The following is a 20,459-nucleotide window of genomic DNA, read 5'->3' as shown; positions in this document are numbered from 1 at the left end:
TAAAATGCCTCCATTTTAAGCGGGAAAATTATATTTTCTACTTGAAATGACCCAAGACCATTTCATTACAGTTGCAATCCTTTGGGGATCGATTCTGATGGTGATAAACATCGTCAGGTATTTTCGATTCCTTAAAAATTCGCACGACGTCCTTTCTGCGGGTAGCCGTCGTGACCGCATCTGGAAAACGATTGCTGCTGTCCTGTTGATATTTTTCTTGTTGGGGTACTTGTTCAGTGCTTTCATTGGCGATCCCGACCTGGTGATGGCGTTGATTCTTTTGGGCGGCAGCGTTTTCGTGGCAATCGTACTCACGCTGATGTTCAACTTGATCGAAACGGCCAAGTCCAGAAGTATTGACATTGCGGAAGTGCTTGTGGGCGTTATCGATGCGCGTGACCCGAACTTGAACGGTCATAGTCGCCATGTGCAGCGGCTGACGATGCTTTTTTACGAATACTTGCCGAAATCAATAACGTACAAAATCAATCCCGTAAGCCTAGAATATGCGGCGCTAATGCATGATGTGGGAAAACTGGGTGTCCCGGAGGCTATCTTGAACAAGCCCGCAAAACTGGATCCGGACGAATGGATCGTCATGAAGCAGCATCCGAAAGTGGGCGTGAAAATTCTCGAGCCGCTACAGACTTTTGCGCATATCAAGAACTGGATTCTTTATCACCACGAACGTATCGACGGGCACGGTTATTATGACCAACCCGGTGACCAGATTCCGCTGCCGGCAAGAATTATTTCAATTGCAGACACCTATTCTGCCATTACGATGCGCCGTTCCTATAAGGCGCCCAAGACGCACGAAGATGCCATCCAGATTATCAAGGATGTGGCGGGAACTCAGCTGGATGCGGAACTCGTGAAGTATTTCCTCACGATTCCGCGTGAAAAACTGATCAAGTGCATTCCTGAACAAGTGAAATATTAACAACATGGCTTTAAACAGGAGTCCTTATGAAAAAGCGTTTTCTCCCTCTCTTTGCCTTGATGGCGTCATTTGTCGCTTTCGGCTGCAGCGACACCAAAAACCAAGTTGCCGAAAAAAATGCTGAACAGGCAAAGCCTGCTGCGGAATCGGCAGAAAATGCGGCCCCTGCAGAAGCAGCGAATGTCGTTCAGGTGGCAAAGACTATCACGCTTGCGAACGGAGCGAAAGTCACCTGGATTCAGGACAATCAGGGCGAAAAGCTAAACCCCCGCAGCCTCTTTAGCGACGCGAGCGATTCGCTGTTTGCAAGTTTGAACTTGCCCGACGGCATTCCCGCCTCGGTGAGCACGTTCCTGCTGCAGATCGATGGCAAGAACATCTTGTTTGATGCGGGCCTCGGCGCCTTCGGTGGCCAGACTTTGGATCGCTTCGCCGCTTTGGACGTAACTCCTGACAAAATCGATTTGATTTACTTGACGCATTTCCATGTGGACCACATCGCAGGCATGATTGCAAAAGACTCTGCTGGCAAAGACGTGAGGGTTTTCAATAATGCGACGGTTTATGCGGGCAAAGTGGAATACGATGCCTGGATGAACGATATTCCTAAAAATGATTTGCAGAAGGTGATTATGGGCATCTATAAAGATAGCCTGCACTTGTTCGCTTTTGGCGACACGTTGCCGCAGGGGGTGATTGCGCTTGACGCCGTGGGCCACACGCCCGGCCATACTGCGTTCCAGTTTAGCAACCTGCTCGTGATTGGCGACTTGATGCATGGTTATGCGCTGCAGAAGGATTACCCCGAAATCAATTCCAACTATGATATGGATAAGGAAAAATCCATCGAGAGTCGCAAGCGCCTAATGCAATACGCCCGCGACAATAAACTTACCATGGCCGGCATGCACCTGCCGCCGCCGGGATTTGCGGAATAGTTTTGAAATCAAGGATTTTCTATGCAATGGAATGCTGAAACAAGGGAGCGGATAGAAGCGCGGTTGAACAGTAAAGAGAACTCGCTTGCGCCTTACGCTTGCAAGTCTGCACAGGCGATTCGTTTTCACGAGTCGCAGGCTGATGTGCGTCCTAACTTTTTTCACGATTCCGACAAGATTATTCATTCTTATTGCTACAGCCGCTACATCGACAAGACGCAGGTCTTTTACCTGGTCGAAAATGACCACATTACGCACCGCGTGCTGCACGTGCAGCTGGTGGCGAAGATTGCAAGGACTATCGGGCGTTTTTTGAACTTGAACGAAGACTTGATCGAAGCAATCTCGCTAGGACACGATGTCGGCCACACGCCTTTCGGTCATGACGGCGAGCGAATCATTTCGGCATTTTTGCAGGAACAGGGTGAAGGAATTTTCGAGCACAACGTTCAAAGTTTCCGCTTGTTCCACGACCTTGAAGCCTACGGAAAAGGCCTGAACCTTACCGCACAAGTGCTTGACGGAATTATCTGCCACAACGGCGAAATCTTGAAGAATGAATACGGCTGCGACCGTAGCAAGACTCCGGAAAAGTTGCTGACGGAATACCGCGAAAGCCTCAAGGGAACTTTTAAATCGAAAGATATGGTGCCGATGACGCTCGAAGGCTGCGTCATGCGCATCTCGGACGTGATTGCGTATGTTGGCCGCGATATCGAAGATGCCATCATCTTGAAACTGGTGGAACGCGAAAGCTTGCCCCGCGAAGTCACGGAAGTGCTTGGCAACAAGAACGGCGAAATTGTCGACACGCTTATCAAGGACCTGGTCAACAGTAGTATTGACAAGGAAACTCTCAATTTCTCGCCGGAAGTTTTTGAGGCGCTGAACCGCCTGAAAGATTGGAACTACAAGAACATTTACCTGAACCCGAAAAAGTCAACGCAAGACACAAAAATCAAGACGATGTTCCGAACCGTTCTGGAAGAATGCCTCGAGGAACTCGGCTCCGACAAAAAAGTCACCGGAATCAATCACTGGTTCAATTCCATGAGTGCCGAATACAAGGCGTCTACTTCAAAGCTGCGTGCCGTTGCCGACTATGTTGCGGGCATGACCGATGACTACCTGATGAACGCCTACAAGGAAATCGTTCTTCCCAAATCGTTCGGGATTAATTTTGCCTAATTTTAACTATTTTTGTGTAAAATTACAAAGTGTCATTTTATGACACTATTTAAATCTATATTTACATTGTAACCTTCAACAAGGAGGCCTACAATGGCAAATGATATCTTTTACGTCAGTATCAAAACATCCAAGGCGGTGAATGCTTACGCCTTTACCCGCAGCGAAACCGGAATCTTGGATTATGCTGGAGCTGCAACGCCTTCGGCCGATGAACTTTCGCGCATGCAGTGCGTTGAGGGAAGTGCCTATTTTACGCCTTCGTGGTATACCTACTTGCCTGAAGTATTGCAGGCAGAGATTTCGGTGTACATTCCCGTAGACATCGAGAACCTGGATGCAAACCAGTATTCCTTCTTGTTGCATGTCGGGGCGCTGTTGCTTGCGGTTGAAGTGCGCGATAGTCTTTTGGTGGCGGAACTTTTGCATAGGCGTTCGATGGTGTTTGCAAACTTTACGCCGATTCTGCTGCATATCTTGAAGCCAGTGGCTCCCGAGTCGCTTTTTGCCTGGATCTACGGGGGATTCCATGGCGATGGAAACTTCTTGCAAATTTATGCGAATGATGCACCTGTTTCTACTGGCGAAACCGATACGGCGACGATTCTTTATGCGGCTGCTCGCGAGGCCCTGAAACCGGAACCCAGCAAGGAAACGGCAGAGGGTATGTTCATTCGCTATTTCAAGGGTGACGGAAATCGCAAGTTCAATTTCACCATGGGAATCGTGGGGGCGGCAAATCACCCCTGGGTCGATAGCATCGAAAAATTCGAAAAGATTTCTGGGGCAGCGACAGGATTCTATTTTGCGGACGATCCTGAAAAGGCTGGCAAGAAACGTAGCGAAATTTTTGAATCGCTCAAGGTGAAGGTGCAGGCAGAACCTTACAATCCACATGACCACAATGCCGTCAGTGTATTTATCGACGATTTGGAATCGGTGCTGAAGGGAGCCCGCAGCAAATGCAAGGCGGGGTATCTGCGGTCGACGGGGGCTGCCATTCTTCGCCATGCGCGTCCGAACTTGTACAGCTACGAATCTTCGCTTTGGCGCATCGGCGGTAATCCCGACTATTTCGAGAATGCTATTATTGTTCGGCTGAAATTCTAGCGGATATTTTTTAGATTGCAGTTATGTTGCACCTGAAATTTGCATTGAACCTCGAAAATCTCGCCGACGAAATGATCGACGAGATTTCTCGGTGTTGGAAAAATCCTTTCGAGGCTCCGATTGTCATTTTCCCGGACCCGAAACTGGAACAGTGGTTCCGCCTGCGCTGGGTGCAAAAGAAAGGGGTGCTTGCAAACCTGAACAAGAGTACCATCGACAGGTTCCTTTTCGGTATTTTGGTGGGCGAAAACGGCCGCCTTAAAAAGCTTTCTTCCGACATGCTTGCAAACGTCATAATTGCATACTTGCAGCAAGAAACGGACGGAAAGCTTAATTACGAGCTTTTGGGCGAAAGCGTCAAGGCATATCTCGAAAACGACGGTGTGATTGACGAAAACCGGCTTTTCGATTTTGCGAACGTGATGGCGGGGCTCTTTTTGGAATACGAAACGAGCCGCCCGAGTGGTTTTATTTCGGATTCCGAAACCGGCGACAGTGCCAAGGGAATTTTGGACTGCTGGAAACAGGGAAACTTGCGTGATTTCTTTATCACGCGCGACGGTTCGGCAGCTGCAAACGAGGAATGGCAGCGAAAACTTTATTCGGCCTTGTTCCATGCTGGTGACAAGGGAAAATCGCTCTTGACGCAGGTGTTTGAAAAGTCTGCCGAAAAGAGTGGCGAAAATGTCACCTACCTGACGCTTCCGTATTTGTACGAAGCCTGCAAAACTGAAAACGGCAAGGTCAAATTCAATTACGATAGCGATCTCCCGGTCTTTATTTTTGGCCTTTCGGGCATGGGACAGTTCTACCGCGTCATCTTGCAGGAGTTTGCAAACCAGCACGAAATTTACGCCTATATTCAAAACCCCTGCATGGCGTTCTGGGAAGATTGCAGCGGCAGGCAGAAACCACTCGAAAGCATGAAACTTGCGCTCCCGCGTCTTGCGGCAGATCCTGCCGACGAAAGCGAATCAATAGACGAAGACGAAAACGAGCTTTTGCGCTATTGGGGCAAGGCTGGTCGCGACAGCATCAAGCTCTGGAGTATCGCAACCGATTACAACTTTATATTCGATGGCGATTCCATTGTCGACCGTAATAAGGAAATGCCTTGCGACACCCTGCTGCATCAGGTGCAGTGGATGGTGGCCCATCGTAAGAATGTCTTCTGCGAAAATACGGATGTCCTCGATAAGATTCCGTTTGAAAAAGACGCTTCTTTCGGCGTGACAACGGCGCCTTCGAAAATTCGCGAAGTGGAAGCGCTCCATTCCCGCATTTGCAAGTTGCTTTCAGAAAAAGATGTCTTCGGAAACCCGAAAGCGACGATTGCCGATATCCTCGTGGTTTCCCCGAATATCGACGATTACCGTACGGCGATTTTTCAGGTGTTTGATCAGACCCGTGATGGGTTCCATGTTCCGTTTAACATTGTCGATTCTGCCGCCCGCGATTCACTGACGGCGAATGCGCTTTCGATTCTTTTTGCGATTCACGAAAAGGAAACGCTTTCGAGGCCCGACTTTTTTGCCCTGGTGCGTAACCCCGTGGTGCAAAATGTCCGCAGGATTCATGCTGACGAAGTTTCCAATTGGGAATCCTGGGCGTCGAATATGAATGTTTACCGCGACCGCATCGTCGACGACAACGGCGAAACCCGTCGCGAAGAATCCTGGGTGACGGCGACCCGGCGGCTTTTGCTTTCACGTTTTTCTTATGGCGGCGTAGAAACCGATTCTGGCGAAATTCAGCCCTACAGCGATATCAGCAGCTCTGACAGCAGTTCACTTTACCGATTTGTAGATGCCATTGATTCGCTTGAAAATTGGATGAACGTGGATTCGGACCTTTCGGCCATTTATCAGTTTTTGGATTCCTGGCTTTGCATGGGGAACCCTCCCAAGGAACTTGCGGGCGAAAGCGTCATTTACCACGCGGTTACTTCGGCACGTGAAAATTTGGAATACCAGTACCTTGCCGGTAGCGAGGCGATTTCGTTCAAGATTATTTCGCAGACTCTGATGTATGCGGCACGTGGTTCGGAATACAGTTGCGGAAACCTGTTTATTAACGGTCTTACTTTCATGAAATTCGCGCCGAACCGCATTGTTCCGACAAAGTACCTGTTCTTTATGGGTGCCGATGCGGCGAACTTTCCGGGGGTACGGAATACGAATACGCTTGACTTGCGCAAGTCATGCCGCCCCTGGCCTGGCGACGATTCGGTCGTTAGCAGGAACCGCTACGCTTTCCTCTGCCAGCTCATGAGTACTGCCGAGGGATTCTTCATAAGCTATGTGAATAAGGACCTGCAAAAAGACGAGGACTTTTACCCGTCGTCGATTGTTAACGACATTCGCGGATTCCTGAGGAATGCGGCGAAGGCTGCTGGCGTGACGGATGTTTCGACTCTCAAGAACTTGTGGCCCGACGACAATATCCCGCTGGATGAAACGCGCCCGTGGGAAATGCTATTTACCCAGCGCGAGATTCGTAATAAGAAGGCGCATCTGGAATTCGGCAATGACCGCGATGTGGTCAACTTTACACCCGACCCCGAAAATGGCGAAGACCCGCGCCTCCCCGAACAGGTGAGTGTCTATCAGTTCAAGGAGTTTCTCAAGGATCCTTTCGTGTTCCGCGTCGGCCAGATGATGCAAATCGAAGACGAAAAGGAAGACCCCGAAAAGACGGAATTCGAGCCTGTCCTTGTTGACAAGTTGCAAGAGACGATTTTGCGCCGCATGCTGCTTGCCCAAATGTTGGGTGTCTTTGAAAACGATCATTTGACCACATGGGATGACATCCGCACTTATGCCCTTTCCAAGGGGCTTTTGCCCAAGGGGGCTTTCAGCGAACGCATCTGGAATGACATCCTTGATGAAACAAAGTGCTGGGCCAACTTGATTGCCGGTTTGTATCGTAAGCCTGATTTTCGGTATGGCCGAAAGACCGTCGAACTCAAGATGAATGGCTGGACACTGCTAGGGACTATTCCCCTGTATGTGCAGAACGACAGGTGCATTCACCTGATTGATACGGCGGGTGTTGAAATCCACCAGTACCATTTTTTGACGGGTTATGTCCAGGCGCTTGCACTCATTTGCGAGGCGGGGCAGAAAAACGAACCTGTTCCTGAAATTTTCATCGACTGCTATTCCAAAAAGATATGGCAAGCGAAGCCTGTCCGGCGGACTCCCGTCGAAGCGGAACAGCTGCTTGAAAAGATTTACCGCAAAATGTTTGCGGTGCAGATGGATACGAGCGGAAAGTGGGAACGCTACAGCAAGGTTCTCCCGATTGACATGGTGTCCGAAAACAAAGTTGAATCTTACGACGATTACATCAAGGCGTTCAATGACGAAAACCATTCGCCTTGGAAATATTTCGCAGGCGCCAAGTTGTTCGATATCAAGAAGGTCAGCGGGTTCCCCGAAAAATACTTTATGGATCTCTGGAACAAGGAATGTCAGGACCTCAAGGAATTGACTCCCGATTTGTGGACTTCCGATGTGATAGGAGGGACCGTCGATGACCCAGATTAAGCTTTTTAACATTGATGATTTTCATCTCGGCAATAACCTCTACATCGATGCTTCGGCAGGAACGGGCAAGACATACACCATCCAGCAGTTGGTGGCAAAACTGGTGCGTGGCGAAAATGGCCGCGCAGGTATTCCGCTTTCGAAAATTTTGATTGTCACTTACACCGACAAGGCGACCGGTGAACTTCGCGACCGTATCCGCCAAAAGATGGAAGACTGCCTCGCCGAAGAAAATCTGGAATGCTACCGCGAAGCCTTGCAGAATATCCATACGGCACCGATTTTTACCATCCATTCCTTTTGCCAGAAGGTGTTGCACGATTTTGCTTACGAGGCGGGTTCTTCCTTTAACTTGGAAGTCGTTTCGGACGACGGCATCGAAAACCTGATTCAGCGACTGATTCGTGATAAGTGGTCTTTCGAAACGGAATTCATGAACATGCTGAATTCTTCGAAATTCAAGATGAACTTGTTCGTCAAGAATTTTGTGAATGCGGCCAAGTTTATGTTGCAGAATCGCGAGGCAAAAAAATTTGAACCCGACTACAGCACTCTTGAAGGAATTTTGCAGTGGGCTCCTGGAGCGCGTAACGCGTGGAATGTATTGCTCAAGAACAAGGGCGAAACTTACGAAGAAGTCCTCAAGACGAAAACGAATCTTCTAAAACTGTCGGATTTTATCGCTGCCATAAAGGCTTACAAGGGTGACGATAAGCTTTTCCCGAGAACGTTTACGAAAAAATGGCGAGGCGTCTGGGAAAGCGACGAATTGAATGCGGCGGTCGATTTTTTCTTTGACCTCAAGGATATGGATTTGCAGAAGGCCGCCCTAGAGGTGTTCCAGAAATTCATTTTCGACCATGTGAAAGACCTAGTGGAACTTTGGCAAAAAGAAAAGCGCGAAGGCAAAGCGCAGTCGTTCAGCGACATGATCAATGATGTCCACGAATCGGTTTTAAATGGTAGCGGCGAACTGGTGCAGAAACTGCGCGAAACGTATCGCTACGCCATCATCGACGAATTCCAGGATACGAACCAGTTACAGTGGGATATCTTCAAGACGATTTTCTTGGAGTCCCCTGATAACAACATCGTCGTCGTGGGCGATCCGAAGCAGTCTATCTTTTCGTTCCAAGGGGCCGATGTGGGTGTTTATCGCCACGCCATTGCCGAAATCGGCGAGAAGAATGGGCGCAGGCTTTCGACAAACTACCGTTCTAGCGACGATATCATCGAGGCCTGCAACGAACTGTTCCTGGGCGATTTCCTTGAAAATGGCGACTTCTCGAAATCGGATGTCCCGGTGGACAAGCTGAAAAAGCAGCCTCCTGTTTTGAATGGCGAAAAGACGGCACCCTTGTGGATTTCGAACGTGTCGGACGAATACGAGTTTGCAGAATTCGCGGTGCGTAAACTCGTCGAATGTTGTGCTCCCAGTGCAGGTGATCCTTCCAAGACATCGCTGCGGGTTTTCGACAAGGACAAAAAAGAACTGCGGAATGTGCGCTTCTCGGATTTTGCCATTCTTTCGCGTACCCGAAGCGAGATGACAGCCTTGGAAAGCGCCATGGCGCAGGTGGGTATTCCTTATACCCGCTACAAGGATACGAATCTTTTTTACGGCAAGGAATGCGCCCATTGGATTTCGCTGTTGAAGGCTTTGGATGCCCCGGATTTTTCCAGTTGGAATCGCAAGTTCCTGAACGAGGCCTTGATTACGGACTTTTTCAGGGTTCCCCTGGAACGCGTTGAGGATGAATCGTTCATTTATCCGACTGGCGACATCATGAAGCTTTTTGTTGGTTGGCGTCAGTTGGTGGCGAAAGGCCGCTGGGCGGAACTTCAGGAAAGCATTTATCAGGAAACGGAAATCGACAAGTATCTGAGTACGCCCGCAACGTTGCAGCAGTTGGCGAAAGTCAAGCAAATCGGGACTTACATTTTTGACTACCTGTACAATAATCAGGTCTCGCTGGAAGAAGTTATCAAGCACCTGCAAGGGCTTGCGAATTCTTCGGAAGATGTCGATGACGCCGATGGAAACCTAGTCGCGAAGGGGAGCGATTTTGATGCCGTGAACCTCATGACAATCCACGCTTCTAAGGGCCTCGCTTTCCCGGTTGCGATTATTACTGGCGGGCTTCGCGGGGATAATTACCGCAAGGAACGTGAACCGTTCTCTTTCGATTACGAAGGGCAAAAATACATCGGCTTTGATGCCGGAGTTTCTAGCGAGACGAGTAAAAGAGAGAACCATGCGGAATGGCGCAGGCTCATTTACGTGGCATATACCCGCGCTGAATCATTGATGATTGTTCCGCAGTATAAAATCTGGTTCGAAGATGATGGTAAAACGGTTAAGCCGAATAAACCTTTTGCCTTCTTGGCGAATGCCATTGCGCGACTTTCCGAAACGGATTTTGCGCGCACCTGTCAGGACGATTCCCATGCTGATTCCTATGCGACGGCAAGCGCTTCGCAACTTAAGAAAATGGTGGCCCAGATTTTGCGCAACACAAAAGATGAAAAACCCGACGATAGCAGGTTGCCCGATTTCGAATCGTTGCAGAACAAGGTGAATGACGCCTGCATTTACCAGTATTCCTATTCAAGCCTGGCTTCTAAAAAGCGCGTGCTTGAAAATCGCGAAGATTTTTACGACAACGGAGAAATTTCTGTCGATGGGAATCGCGCAAACCGTGAAGACTTTATCGAGGCGGGCAGCGGAACTAACAGCATCTTGATAGATGATGCATCTGCGTTGGTGCAACCCTGCGCAAATTACGACAAGAATGCACCTGTCGCAGGTGTCGCGAATTATCCCCGCGGCGCGAATCTGGGCGATGCCTTGCACAAGGTTTTTGAAAATCTGGATTTTGAAACCGTTGGAAATTTGCCTGACGAAAATGCGGCTCGCGAAGACGCAACCCTGCGCAATCTGATCGCCGAAACTTATCAAGGCAATTCGATTCATATTCAGGAACACCCTGAATGGAACGACTTGACGGTGGGCTTTATCTGGAATACCATGAATGCGGAACTCCCCGAAATTCACGGGAGCATTGCTACCGGAAAAACATTCCGCCTCAAGGATTTGCCTGCCGCTACGCGCCGTGCCGAAATGGGGTTTCATCTAGATAGCCACGGCAAAGAATCGTCTTGGATGAATTGCCTGTGCAAAGGATTTATCGACTTGATGTTTGTCCGCAAGGGCGACGACGGCGAAGATTACTATTCGATTCTGGACTGGAAATCTGACGTGATGGACGATGCCGATTACAGCGACAAGGACGCCCTTTCGCAAAAGATCGAAGAGGAATATTCTATCCAGCGCGTACTTTACAGTTATTTGCTGATTAAGTGGCTTAAACAATTTTATGGAGAAGACGAACCGCAGATTTTTGAAAAGCATTTCGGCGGCATCTACTATGCACTTGCCCGCGGCACTAACGCCGGGACCTGCAACGGCATTTATTGCCAAACATGGAAGAGCTACAGTGACCTTGAAAAGAGCTACCGCAATGTCGCTGCCCTGATGAAGCGTAGCACGAAGGAGTCCGCATGAGTGTTGTAAACGTCAATGGTTCGGTCGCGGAATACTTCTCCCTGCTTCGTGAAATGCGTGGGATTTCTCCCATCGCCGAAAAGATGCTGAATCTGCTCTGCGCATTGCAACAGAAACCGCAACTGTCTTTCGAGGCGCAAAAGGTTCTGCTCATTTACCTCACCTTATTGGAAGACGGCAACACCCGCATTCCCCTCGATGCCGAAAGGCTCTATGCTAAATGGGAGCAGAAGTGGAACGGTCTCGTGGTTCAGGCGGAAAGCCGCGACGCCTTAAAAAGCTTCAAGCGTACGGAACCGTACCTGGCCGCAGATACATTCAAACCGCTTATCATGAGTGGGGTGCGAGATATTGCCGCGGGCAAGTACACGCAAATTATAGGTGACAATGCGACGCCGTTGCGCTTACAGCAAACGCCCCGATGCGCTTATCTGATTTCGGCGAAGCATCTCGAAGACAAGAACCACATCGAAAACATTTTCAAGTCGGGCTTCTTCAAGGAATCTTTGCTTGATGGCGCCGCCGTGCAACTGGCCAAGGATTTTGTACAGGGGTTGCTTCGTGAAGGTTCGCCGATTCATTTCGATGACCGTCAGGCCGAAGTCATCGCTCGCGGTGTATCGCAGAATTTGATTGTCACGGGCGGGCCCGGCACCGGAAAGACGACCGTTATCGGGTTCTTGCTCTGGAAACTTTTTGCAAGCGATGTGGACTACTTGAATTGGGATTTGTACATGGCTGCTCCGAGCGGTAAGGCGGCCGATCGCCTCGCCGAAAGCATGGACGATACCTTGCGCGAAATTTCGGAATCGGTGCGTAGTGAAAATCCTCGTTTTGTAGAAAAGCTCGTCAAGGCATCGGGCTATACCTTGCATAGGCTTTTGAAATACAGTGTTGCGAAGGGCGGTTTCACTTTCAATTCCGGCAATCCGCTTCCCGAAAAGGCGATTTACATCATCGACGAAGCGAGCATGATTGACGTTTCGTTATTTGCCGCTTTTTTGCAGGCGCTCCCGCCCAGCGGAAACTTCAAACTGTTCATTTTGGGCGATCCGAATCAGTTGCCCTCGGTTGATGCAGGCGCCGTACTCGGCAACATTCTGGAATTCGACTACAATTTCGTCGTCAAGCTGATTCGTTCCAACCGATTCAACGACGAGTCTAGAATCGGCGTGCTGGCGGGTAAAATCCAGCGCGGCGAAGAAGTCTCTTTCGAGGCCGCCCCCTTTAATGCTCGCGCGACTTATTGGGAAGAACGCGATAGCGTTCACCTGATAGACCTCGACCAAGGTCAAACGCTTTCTCGTCGGGAGGAACTCCGCACCGTCGAAAATCTAGTCCGCAAGTGGAGCCTGAAATTCTACGCCCCGCTTATGGACCTTGCAGAAAAAGTCGATCCGGATATTCCTTCGGAATGCGTGACGCCCGAACAGCGGTCCATTTGCGAAAAGCTTTGGAATGCGGCGAACCAGGCGAGAATCCTTTCGGCAGAAAGGCGCGGCAACCGCGGTGTCGAAACGCTGAACCAGATTGTCGCCGAAACGCTCACCCCAAATTCGTCAACACGGTTCGTAGGGCAAATCCTGATTTTCAATCGCAACCAGAATGAATTTAAGTTGTATAATGGCGACACGGGAATCGTGGTTAAATCGAATCGCCATGAGCAGTACTTCTTAATGCTTAAAAAGCAGTCCAAATTCGTCTTCTACCCGCTTTCGTATTTTGCGGAAGATTGCCTGGAGCCCTCCTTTGCCATCACCATCCACAAATCGCAGGGGTCTGGCTACCCGAATGTTATGATGTTCCTGCCGACGCGCAAGGGACATCCGCTTTTGAATCGGCAAATCCTGTATACGGGCATCACCCGCACCAAAAAGCAGTCGCTCACCATCGTCGCTACCCCCGAGACATTCAAGGCGGCCTGCGAGACGGTCATCGAACGCGACACGGGTATCGAGCTATAAGACTCGGTGTTTTTGCTTGCGGTGGCCTGTTTTCGCTGCCAAAATCCTTGAAATTAGAAAAATTCCGCGATTTTTCTAAAAAATCGCATTTTGGGGGCTTTCGGGGTGTTGAGAATTGCTGTTGTAAAAAAAGCAACGGAACTTTATAACTCTCAACGGATTGTAAACATTTTCTATCTATATTTGGGTAAATTATGGCTATGCCCGAAGTATTAGACTATTTGGAATACCGCGAGTTCCTGAAGGATTGGTTTGTCGAAACCAAGAAAGGCAGCCCCTTCACCTCGTACCGCTATCTTGGCCAGAAGACCGGAGTTGACCCGGCCTGGCTTGTGCGTGTATTCCAGAAAGAGGGGCATCTGAACGAGGGCACGCTCCCGGCATTTATCCGTATTTGCGGACTCGATGACCGCCGTGCCGAATACTTCAAGACTTTATACCGTTTCAACAAGACCAAGGCCAAGCAGACCCTTTCGGAACTGTACTACCGGCTCATGGAACTGCGTTCCATGGAGACCCGAATCTTGTCTACGCCGGAACTTTCGTATTTCGGCAGCTGGGCATGCGCCGCACTCCGCGCCCTGATTGGCATTACCAAGGACACTAGCGATATCGGCAAGCTCGGCAAGAGTTTGAATCCTGCCATTTCGCAGGACGAAGCGCGCTCTGCCCTTGGCATTTTAAAGCAGCTGGGCCTTGTGGTGCCCGATGGCAACGGCGGTTGGAACATTACCGACCAGATTATCAGTACCGGTGGCGAAGTCAAGAGCCAGGCCGTTCGCGACTTCCACAGGCATACGATCGAACTTGCGCAAGAATCGCTTGATCGTCATAAACCCGAAGAACGCGATATTTCGTCTGTGGTGTTTACTGCCGACGAATCCGACCTGCCTGAAATCCGCCATCGTATCGAAGAATTCCGTAGAGGTCTGTTGCAGTTCGCCCGCAAGAGCGAACGCGCCGACCGTGTGTATGCTTTGAATATTGCGATGTTCCCTTTGTCTGATAAAGTGGACGACCCTGATACCGGAGCCGCTCCGCAAAACAAGGGGGTGTAATGCGCAACCTCAACGAAAATTTCTATTTTTGGGATGTGTTGAAGGATACTCCCGCAAATATGGCTAAGTTCGCCGTGACCTCGATCCTTGCCCTTTCTTTCGGGCTTGGTCTTGTTGCATGTGGCGAAACCAAAACAGCCGGCGGTGGCCCGAGCGGTACCGAAGCGGGTAACGCAATTACCGCACAGATTTTGACAGCCGAAAAGTCTCCGGCGGCTCTCGCCAAGGTCCGTCTCATGGACAGCGAAGCTCTCGGCGACGAAAAGGCTTATTCTGCCGAAGCTGACAAGGACGGCAATGTGACTATCGAAGGCGTTGAAGACGGCGACTACACGCTCGAAGCGAAACTCGCTGGCGAAGCCTTGCAGATTCCGGTCCAGGTGAACGGTGCAAGTGTCGACCTCGGTAAGGACCGACTCAAGAAAACCGCAACCGTTTCGGGTAGCGTGGGTGACAAGTCCCTGAAGGGTGTTGTCAAGGTTCGCGGCTTGGAACATTCCGCCAAGGTAAAAGACGGCAACTTCACGCTCGATTCCCTACCCGAAGGCGTGCTCAGCCTGGTGTTCATTCCCGATGTCGAAGACGTCGATACCAGCAGCACTTACTTGAAGGTCCTCGCAGGCGAAAGCACTGTGTCCGGTACGTTCGCTGACGAAAGCCGAGCCCTGTTGCTCGAAGACTTCCAGGATTCCAACTACCAGAACCGCTTTATGCCGGCACGTACTTACGATGGTGGTTGGTGGTATTACGACTTTGCCGACAACGTGACCCCCGACTTCATTATCGGCGAAAACCATCTCTTTACGCTTGCGAACGAAGACGGAAACATCTCTGCTCATGTGGCCGCCCACTTCGGCGATATCGTCAAGGATTCTTCCGGAGTCGCTCACTGGCCCTGGGCAACCATGGGTGTCGAACTGGGCAAGAGCGACAAGGCACTCTGCAATGACATCTCGTCGGTGGATTCCGTCGCCTTCCGCATCAAGGGTATCGGTTCCGTGGTGTTTAACATCATTGATTCCAATCTGAAACCGGACCACCAGAAATTGATCCAGTCCGAATACGGCCTTGATAGCGTATGGGTGCGAGTGAGCGTGCCGCTGCCGGCCGACAAGGCCGCCTTCAAGTGCGTGAACCAGTTGGCGTGGGATTTCAAGACGATCGACGGCTACGCAGAAGTCTGGCTCGACGATGTCGAACTGATCGGTGGCGATCGCCTCTCCATTTGGGAGAAATAGTTATACGTCATTGCGAGGAACGGAGTGACGAAGCAATCCAATGGTAACGTAGTTCATTCGGTAAAATCAAACCAAGAAGACATCTACAAGAATTTAGAAGCCGTGGTGCGCAAGTACGCTGCCACGACTTTTTTGCGTCCGGTCGCGGACCATACCCGCGAAGCGTTTGAAAAAGCCTCGGATTTCGTGTGCTCTTTTTATGGGTCTAAGGCTACAGGGCGCTTGACAGGGCGTTTGGATCTTGTGCTGGATTCCGGCTGCGGTACCGGCGAAAGCACTCTGCACCTGGCAAGGAAATTCCCGAATGTCCCGGTCATAGGAATCGACAAGTCAGCGGTGCGGCTCTCCAAGGCCGGCAACGAGCGGCAGCTCGAAGTTTCGGCGGGTGCCTCCTGCGATGTTCCGGCGAATGCCTTCTGGGTGCGTGCGGAACTGCTGGATTTCTGGCGCCTCGCGCTCGATCGCGTGCAGGCGGGCGAGTGGAATGTCCTGCACCATGCGCTTTACTACCCGAACCCCTGGCCCAAGGAAAGCGAGGCTACTCGGCGCTTTCATTTGCACCCGATTTTTCCGGTACTCATGCGCCTGAGCCCGGTGACGGAGCTCCGCACCAATTGGGAAATCTACGCCCGCGAATACAAAGAAGCCGCCTGCATTGCAGGCGACTGTCTTTCGCTAAATCTTGATGTCGAGTGCGCGGCGTTTAATCCAGAAAATCCAGAAACCGCCTTCGAACGCAAGTATCAAACTGCTGGCCAGGAATTATACAGGACGCTGGTTAGAGTCTGTCCTTAAGCCACGTGAGGAATGCGCGGTTCTTGCGCGTGAACTTCACTTCGATTTCGGCGCCTTCCTTCACGATGAATTCCGAAAGACCGTACTTGCTGTTCGGATTGCCCCAGTCGTAAGTATAACCCAGGCGAGTCCACGGACCGGCGTCCCTGTTGCGCGATGCGCTTTCCTTGTCGAACCAGTTCTTGAACCACATGGCGTTAGCCGTCGTGTCTTCTTCGAGCGTGTTCGTGAAGGTCGTATTCATCATGTTGCTATTGATTTCGGGGAAGTATGCCGGGCGGAATACGTCAGTTACCCTTACCCAGAACACGGTAAAGTACCTGTTGTCCGATTCGGGAGACTTACCCAAGAGCTGCTTCAAACGGATATCCCAGTTGTCCACCTTGTCGTTGTTTTCGCGGAACCATTTCAGGAATTCCTTGTCGGTGTAGGCCCAAAGCACTTCGCCGTCTTTCAGGGTGGTCAATTCGCCATCCTTGAAACGGTCCGGATTGTTGTGCCACGTGACGAGAATGACCTGGGTGTTGTCGCCGCTCATGCTTGCCATGTCGGAACCTTCTTCGATGGTAACCAACGGGTAAATGTCGTCAGTACCCAGTTTCTTGGAATTTTCGCGGGCGGCCTTGTACTCTTCGCGGTAAAGCGAGTCGCGGTTCATGAAGGTTACCACGTTACCCTTGGTGTCGATCACGTCGCAGTAAGGAATGTTCGGGTAACCGGCGGCCACTTCGTTCTTTTCGAAGGATTCACTCAAAAGGTCGTCGTTGTGCGAGAACAGGTTGTCGTTTTCGAGGAACGAAATCACGATCTTGCAGAAGCCCTTGTCCGGAATCTTCACGGCGTAGGGGAAGGGTTTCTTGCCGTTGTCGGTGGTGTCAAGCGAGAGCTTGGTCTCGTCGACGCCGCAAGAGTATTCGTACTTGTACAGCGGGGCAATACCCGGCTTCATTTCGCTAATGAACAGGTTGTCTTGTTCGTGGCTCCAGCCCGGTTTCACCACGATCTTCTGGGAGCCAAGTGTCATGTACTGAGGCATCACGTCTTCGCAGTAGAAGGCGGTCTGGCGGAACACGCCGATAATGCCGGTCTTGTTTCTGTAGACATCGGGGTCTCTCGGGTTGAGCCCCCTGGCGCATCCGACGATCAGGGTGGCCACCGAAAGAGAAATTGCAAGTAGTGTTTTCTTCTTCATAGCGGTTGGAAATATAATTTTTTTTCGAATGCCGCCCCGACCTGGTTGTGCAGGCGTCGGGCGGGAGTCTTCAAAATAGATGTTGATAGATTGTTGATAAGTTGAAGGACCTGTTGGGGAAAGCTCGAAAATGTGAGTAAATCTTGCTTACGCGGGCCCTGACCCCTTGATTTATCTAGGAATTTTTCTAATTTTGAGACTCAAAAAATTTGACTTTTAATAAAGGTTACTACAATGAAAAGAACATTCCAGCCTCATAATCGTAAGCGCGCCAACAAGCATGGTTTCCGTGCCCGCATGGAAGACCGTTGGGGTCGTGCTGTTCTGAGCCGTCGTCGCGCCAAGGGTCGCAAGCGCCTCACCGTGAGCGACACCATCTACAAAAAGTAGGATTGGCTCATAGCCTCGTTGCGCTCCTATAGGCTGCCTAACCAGCCAGCTTATCGGCAAGTAGCCGTCCATGGGAAGTTCATCCGCACGCCGTCTTTCACGATGCGTTGGATAGAAAGCCCGGACGGTTTTTGTCGTTTTTGCTTTTTGGCAAAAAAGAAGAACGGTAACGCTGTTTACCGCAACAAGTGCCGTAGATTACTGCGGCCCCTGTTTTTTGAAAGGGTTCCCCATATCGCAAAGCCCGTGTGGGCGATGATCATTGTGAGCGACAATTCCGAGGTCATGTCTTCGGAACGCATGCGCGAGTCGGCGCTCAAGGTGTTCAAGAAAATGGAATGGACCGATGGCTTGGACGCACAAGGTTAACGAAGTCCTGAAAGGCGCCTTGATTGTGCCTATCCGGCTGTACCAGTTGATTCACCCCTATTTTTTTCACGGGGTATGCAGGTTCCAGCCGACATGCTCACAGTACGCGATTGAAGCGATCCAGGTGCATGGCGTGTTCAAAGGTTTCTTTCTTGCGGTTTATAGAATTTTAAGATGCAACCCGTTTTGCAAGGGCGGCTATGACCCGGTCCCGCCCAAAAAGGAAAAGAGATGAACAAGAATACTCTTATCGGATCAGTCCTTATCGCAGCCATCATGATTTGGTGGTTCTCCATGACGAGCGCAAACAACGAAGCTGCCGAAAAGGCCAAGCTCGCAAAGCAGGCTGCAGCGAAGGAAGCCGCCGCCCAGGTCGCCGATTCTGCCGAATCTCCGTCCGCAAGCGGACTCGTGCTCCCTGGTTCCACTGCCGAGATCAAGGCTGCCCCGGTTCTTGGAAATTCGGAATCCGGAATTCAGAATTCGGAATTGAAGGCAGCGGGAGATACGTCAAGTGTCGTTACAAGCGATTCTTCCTCTGCCGCCGTCGAAGCCCCGAAGGTAATCGCCCCGCGTACGGTCACGGTCGAAACCGACAAGTTCATCATGACCCTTTCTAACAAGGGCGGCAAGGTCCAGAGCGTGATCGTCAAGGCCCTGCCGGATTCCGCAAACCATTTCCCCGAACTCATTCAAGATACCGCGCTCGGCGCCCTCGACCTGAACCTCGGCGGTGCCGACCTTTCCGAAGTCATGTTCAATGTAGACGCTCCGGAATGGATCAATGTCGAAAACGATACCACGGTGCATTTCGTCTTTACCGATGCCAACGGCAACCAGCTCGTGCGTAGCTACGGCTTTACCAAGGCTGGCGTCGCTGTTCGTCAGGTGAACAAGTTCAAGGGTTTCCGCGTCGACAAGTACGAGCTCTCCTGGAAGGGCGGCATGCGTGAAACCGAAGAATTCCCGAAGGGCAAGAGCTTCGGCGGTACAAGCTACTTCTTTAGCGAAGTGATTTTCAAGAACAACGAAATCACCGAACGCGAAACATTCAACGATGCCATGACCTTCGACAACGCCAACTACTACTGGGTCGGCATGCGCCGTAAGTACGTGGCCATGTCGGTGCAGTTCGATTCTCCGGTGCCGGCACAGGTCAAGGCCAAGCACATCAACCTGGCTACCGAGGGCAACCCGGATCCGGGTACCTACAGCCTCTCCATTGCAGACGCTGTGCGCGGCGATTCCGTTGCCTACAACTTTATGGTGCTCCCGCTGGAATGGGCCGAAGTTGAATCTCTCGGCCAGGGCTACGAAAAGATCATCGTGACCGGTTCCAAGTGGTTCCCCGGTTCGAGCGTCTGGTTCGTGTGGATTTGCGCCATGCTCCTCAAGCTGCTCAAGTTCTTCTACTCCATCATTCCGAACTACGGCGTCGCCATTATCCTCGTGACCTTCATCGTGCGCGGCATTACGACCCCGTTCACCATCAAGCAGCTCAAGTCGACTTCTGCCATGAGCAAGCTCAAGCCGCAGCTCGACGAAATCAACGTGAAGTACCGCAGCGATCCGCAGAAGAAGCAGGCCGCCATCATGGAACTCTACGCCAAGAACGGCGTGAACCCGCTCGCCAGCTGCACCGGCGGCTGCCTCCCGATGATTATCCAGATGCCGATTTTCATGGGCCTCTTCTTCGTGCTCGGTCGCGCCGTCGAACTCCGCGGCATGCCGGCCTTCCTCTGGATTACCGACCTCAGCCGTAGCGACGTGATCTTCCACGGCTTCAGCATTCCGTTCCTCATGCCCGATGGCCTCGCTCTCCTCCCGTGGATCATGGTGGTCACTACCTACTTCCAGACCAAGGTGACCATGAGCGGCAACGGCGCCATGGACCCCGCTCAGGCTAAGATGATGACTTGGATGATGCCGGCCATGATGTTCCTCTTCAGCGCGGTGATGCCGTCTGGCCTTGTGCTCTACTGGATCGTGTCCAACTTCTGGAGCATCATTCAGTACAAGATTATCCGCCGCGATAACGGCAACACGCCCAAGACCGTGAATGGCAAGAAGGTCGTCGACGCCGAAATCGTGAAGTAATAGCTCTCAAGATTTATATTGGAAAAGCTCCCGATTTTTTCGGGAGCTTTTGCATAGTAACAAA

General features: G+C 51.0%; 15 protein-coding genes. 14 read left to right on the top strand and 1 reads right to left on the bottom strand.

Annotated features, from left to right (window positions below; translation table 11 throughout):
• Positions 1-46 precede the first annotated feature (46 nt).
• From BUC02_RS08825 to BUC02_RS08780, 10 genes are all read left to right on the top strand, one after another.
• Positions 47-943 (top strand): HD-GYP domain-containing protein, encoded by an 897-nt coding sequence (locus BUC02_RS08825; protein ID WP_212668291.1) that lies wholly within the window; start codon positions 47-49, stop codon positions 941-943.
• Between the two features lie 26 nt (positions 944-969).
• A complete protein-coding gene (locus BUC02_RS08820; protein ID WP_073321480.1) occupies positions 970-1,881 on the top strand; it encodes an MBL fold metallo-hydrolase in 912 nt (303 codons plus the stop codon).
• A gap of 21 nt (positions 1,882-1,902) precedes the next feature.
• Complete coding sequence (locus tag BUC02_RS08815; RefSeq protein WP_073321477.1) at positions 1,903-3,069, top strand: deoxyguanosinetriphosphate triphosphohydrolase family protein; 1,167 nt, start codon at positions 1,903-1,905, stop codon at positions 3,067-3,069.
• Between the two features lie 93 nt (positions 3,070-3,162).
• Complete coding sequence (locus BUC02_RS08810) at positions 3,163-4,179, top strand: hypothetical protein (protein WP_073321474.1); 1,017 nt, start codon at positions 3,163-3,165, stop codon at positions 4,177-4,179.
• A 23-nt stretch (positions 4,180-4,202) separates the two neighbouring features.
• The gene (locus BUC02_RS08805; protein WP_073321471.1) at positions 4,203-7,727 is read left to right on the top strand and encodes an exodeoxyribonuclease V subunit gamma; all 3,525 of its coding nucleotides are present in this window, start codon (positions 4,203-4,205) and stop codon (positions 7,725-7,727) included.
• Complete coding sequence (locus BUC02_RS08800) at positions 7,714-11,292, top strand: UvrD-helicase domain-containing protein (RefSeq protein WP_083564523.1); 3,579 nt, start codon at positions 7,714-7,716, stop codon at positions 11,290-11,292. Before BUC02_RS08805 ends, BUC02_RS08800 begins: the two co-directional genes overlap by 14 nt.
• On the top strand, positions 11,289-13,256 hold the full coding sequence (locus BUC02_RS08795; protein WP_073321456.1) for an AAA family ATPase: 1,968 nt from the start codon (positions 11,289-11,291) through the stop codon (positions 13,254-13,256). Before BUC02_RS08800 ends, BUC02_RS08795 begins: the two co-directional genes overlap by 4 nt.
• A gap of 194 nt (positions 13,257-13,450) precedes the next feature.
• Positions 13,451-14,314 carry a TIGR02147 family protein gene (locus tag BUC02_RS08790; RefSeq protein WP_254794164.1) on the top strand — a complete coding sequence of 288 codons (864 nt, stop codon included), beginning with the start codon at positions 13,451-13,453 and terminating at the stop codon, positions 14,312-14,314.
• On the top strand, positions 14,314-15,552 hold the full coding sequence (locus tag BUC02_RS08785) for a hypothetical protein (protein WP_073321453.1): 1,239 nt from the start codon (positions 14,314-14,316) through the stop codon (positions 15,550-15,552). The genes BUC02_RS08790 and BUC02_RS08785 overlap by 1 nt, the downstream gene beginning before the upstream one ends.
• A 24-nt stretch (positions 15,553-15,576) precedes the next feature.
• Positions 15,577-16,347 (top strand): methyltransferase domain-containing protein, encoded by a 771-nt coding sequence (locus BUC02_RS08780; RefSeq protein WP_073321450.1) that lies wholly within the window; start codon positions 15,577-15,579, stop codon positions 16,345-16,347.
• Here BUC02_RS08780 and BUC02_RS16190 read toward each other — a convergent pair.
• Positions 16,331-17,539, bottom strand: a complete 1,209-nt coding sequence (locus BUC02_RS16190; RefSeq protein WP_073321447.1) for a hypothetical protein — start codon at positions 17,537-17,539, stop codon at positions 16,331-16,333. The genes BUC02_RS08780 and BUC02_RS16190 overlap by 17 nt on opposite strands.
• Positions 17,540-17,773: 234 nt before the next feature.
• Here BUC02_RS16190 and rpmH point away from each other — a divergent pair, with 234 nt between their 5' ends.
• The 4 genes from rpmH to BUC02_RS08755 are packed head-to-tail and all read left to right on the top strand — an operon-like array spanning position 17,774 to position 20,395.
• A complete protein-coding gene (gene rpmH / locus BUC02_RS08770; RefSeq protein ID WP_072979488.1) occupies positions 17,774-17,929 on the top strand; it encodes a 50S ribosomal protein L34 in 156 nt (51 codons plus the stop codon).
• A gap of 18 nt (positions 17,930-17,947) precedes the next feature.
• The gene (locus BUC02_RS08765) at positions 17,948-18,298 is read left to right on the top strand and encodes a ribonuclease P protein component (protein ID WP_233144200.1); all 351 of its coding nucleotides are present in this window, start codon (positions 17,948-17,950) and stop codon (positions 18,296-18,298) included.
• Positions 18,276-18,533, top strand: coding sequence for a membrane protein insertion efficiency factor YidD (yidD, locus tag BUC02_RS08760; RefSeq protein ID WP_073321444.1), 258 nt, complete (start codon positions 18,276-18,278; stop codon positions 18,531-18,533). The genes BUC02_RS08765 and yidD overlap by 23 nt, the downstream gene beginning before the upstream one ends.
• Positions 18,530-20,395 carry a YidC/Oxa1 family insertase periplasmic-domain containing protein gene (locus BUC02_RS08755; protein ID WP_073321441.1) on the top strand — a complete coding sequence of 622 codons (1,866 nt, stop codon included), beginning with the start codon at positions 18,530-18,532 and terminating at the stop codon, positions 20,393-20,395. Before yidD ends, BUC02_RS08755 begins: the two co-directional genes overlap by 4 nt.
• The last annotated feature ends 64 nt before the right edge of the window (positions 20,396-20,459 follow it).

The organism is Fibrobacter sp. UWOV1 (genome assembly GCF_900142495.1).
Taxonomy (GTDB): domain Bacteria; phylum Fibrobacterota; class Fibrobacteria; order Fibrobacterales; family Fibrobacteraceae; genus Fibrobacter.
This window is presented reverse-complemented; position numbering and strand designations above follow the sequence as displayed.

Coding starts and splice junctions, on each gene's coding strand:
- BUC02_RS08800 (WP_083564523.1), top strand. CDS start 7,714: ATGACCCAGATTAAGCTTTTTAACATTGATGATTTTCATCTCGGCAAT.
- BUC02_RS08820 (WP_073321480.1), top strand. CDS start 970: ATGAAAAAGCGTTTTCTCCCTCTCTTTGCCTTGATGGCGTCATTTGTC.
- BUC02_RS08815 (WP_073321477.1), top strand. CDS start 1,903: ATGCAATGGAATGCTGAAACAAGGGAGCGGATAGAAGCGCGGTTGAAC.
- BUC02_RS16190 (WP_073321447.1), bottom strand. CDS start 17,539: ATGAAGAAGAAAACACTACTTGCAATTTCTCTTTCGGTGGCCACCCTG.
- BUC02_RS08810 (WP_073321474.1), top strand. CDS start 3,163: ATGGCAAATGATATCTTTTACGTCAGTATCAAAACATCCAAGGCGGTG.
- BUC02_RS08825 (WP_212668291.1), top strand. CDS start 47: ATGACCCAAGACCATTTCATTACAGTTGCAATCCTTTGGGGATCGATT.
- BUC02_RS08785 (WP_073321453.1), top strand. CDS start 14,314: ATGCGCAACCTCAACGAAAATTTCTATTTTTGGGATGTGTTGAAGGAT.
- BUC02_RS08790 (WP_254794164.1), top strand. CDS start 13,451: ATGGCTATGCCCGAAGTATTAGACTATTTGGAATACCGCGAGTTCCTG.
- BUC02_RS08795 (WP_073321456.1), top strand. CDS start 11,289: ATGAGTGTTGTAAACGTCAATGGTTCGGTCGCGGAATACTTCTCCCTG.
- yidD (WP_073321444.1), top strand. CDS start 18,276: ATGGCTTGGACGCACAAGGTTAACGAAGTCCTGAAAGGCGCCTTGATT.
- BUC02_RS08755 (WP_073321441.1), top strand. CDS start 18,530: ATGAACAAGAATACTCTTATCGGATCAGTCCTTATCGCAGCCATCATG.
- BUC02_RS08805 (WP_073321471.1), top strand. CDS start 4,203: ATGTTGCACCTGAAATTTGCATTGAACCTCGAAAATCTCGCCGACGAA.
- rpmH (WP_072979488.1), top strand. CDS start 17,774: ATGAAAAGAACATTCCAGCCTCATAATCGTAAGCGCGCCAACAAGCAT.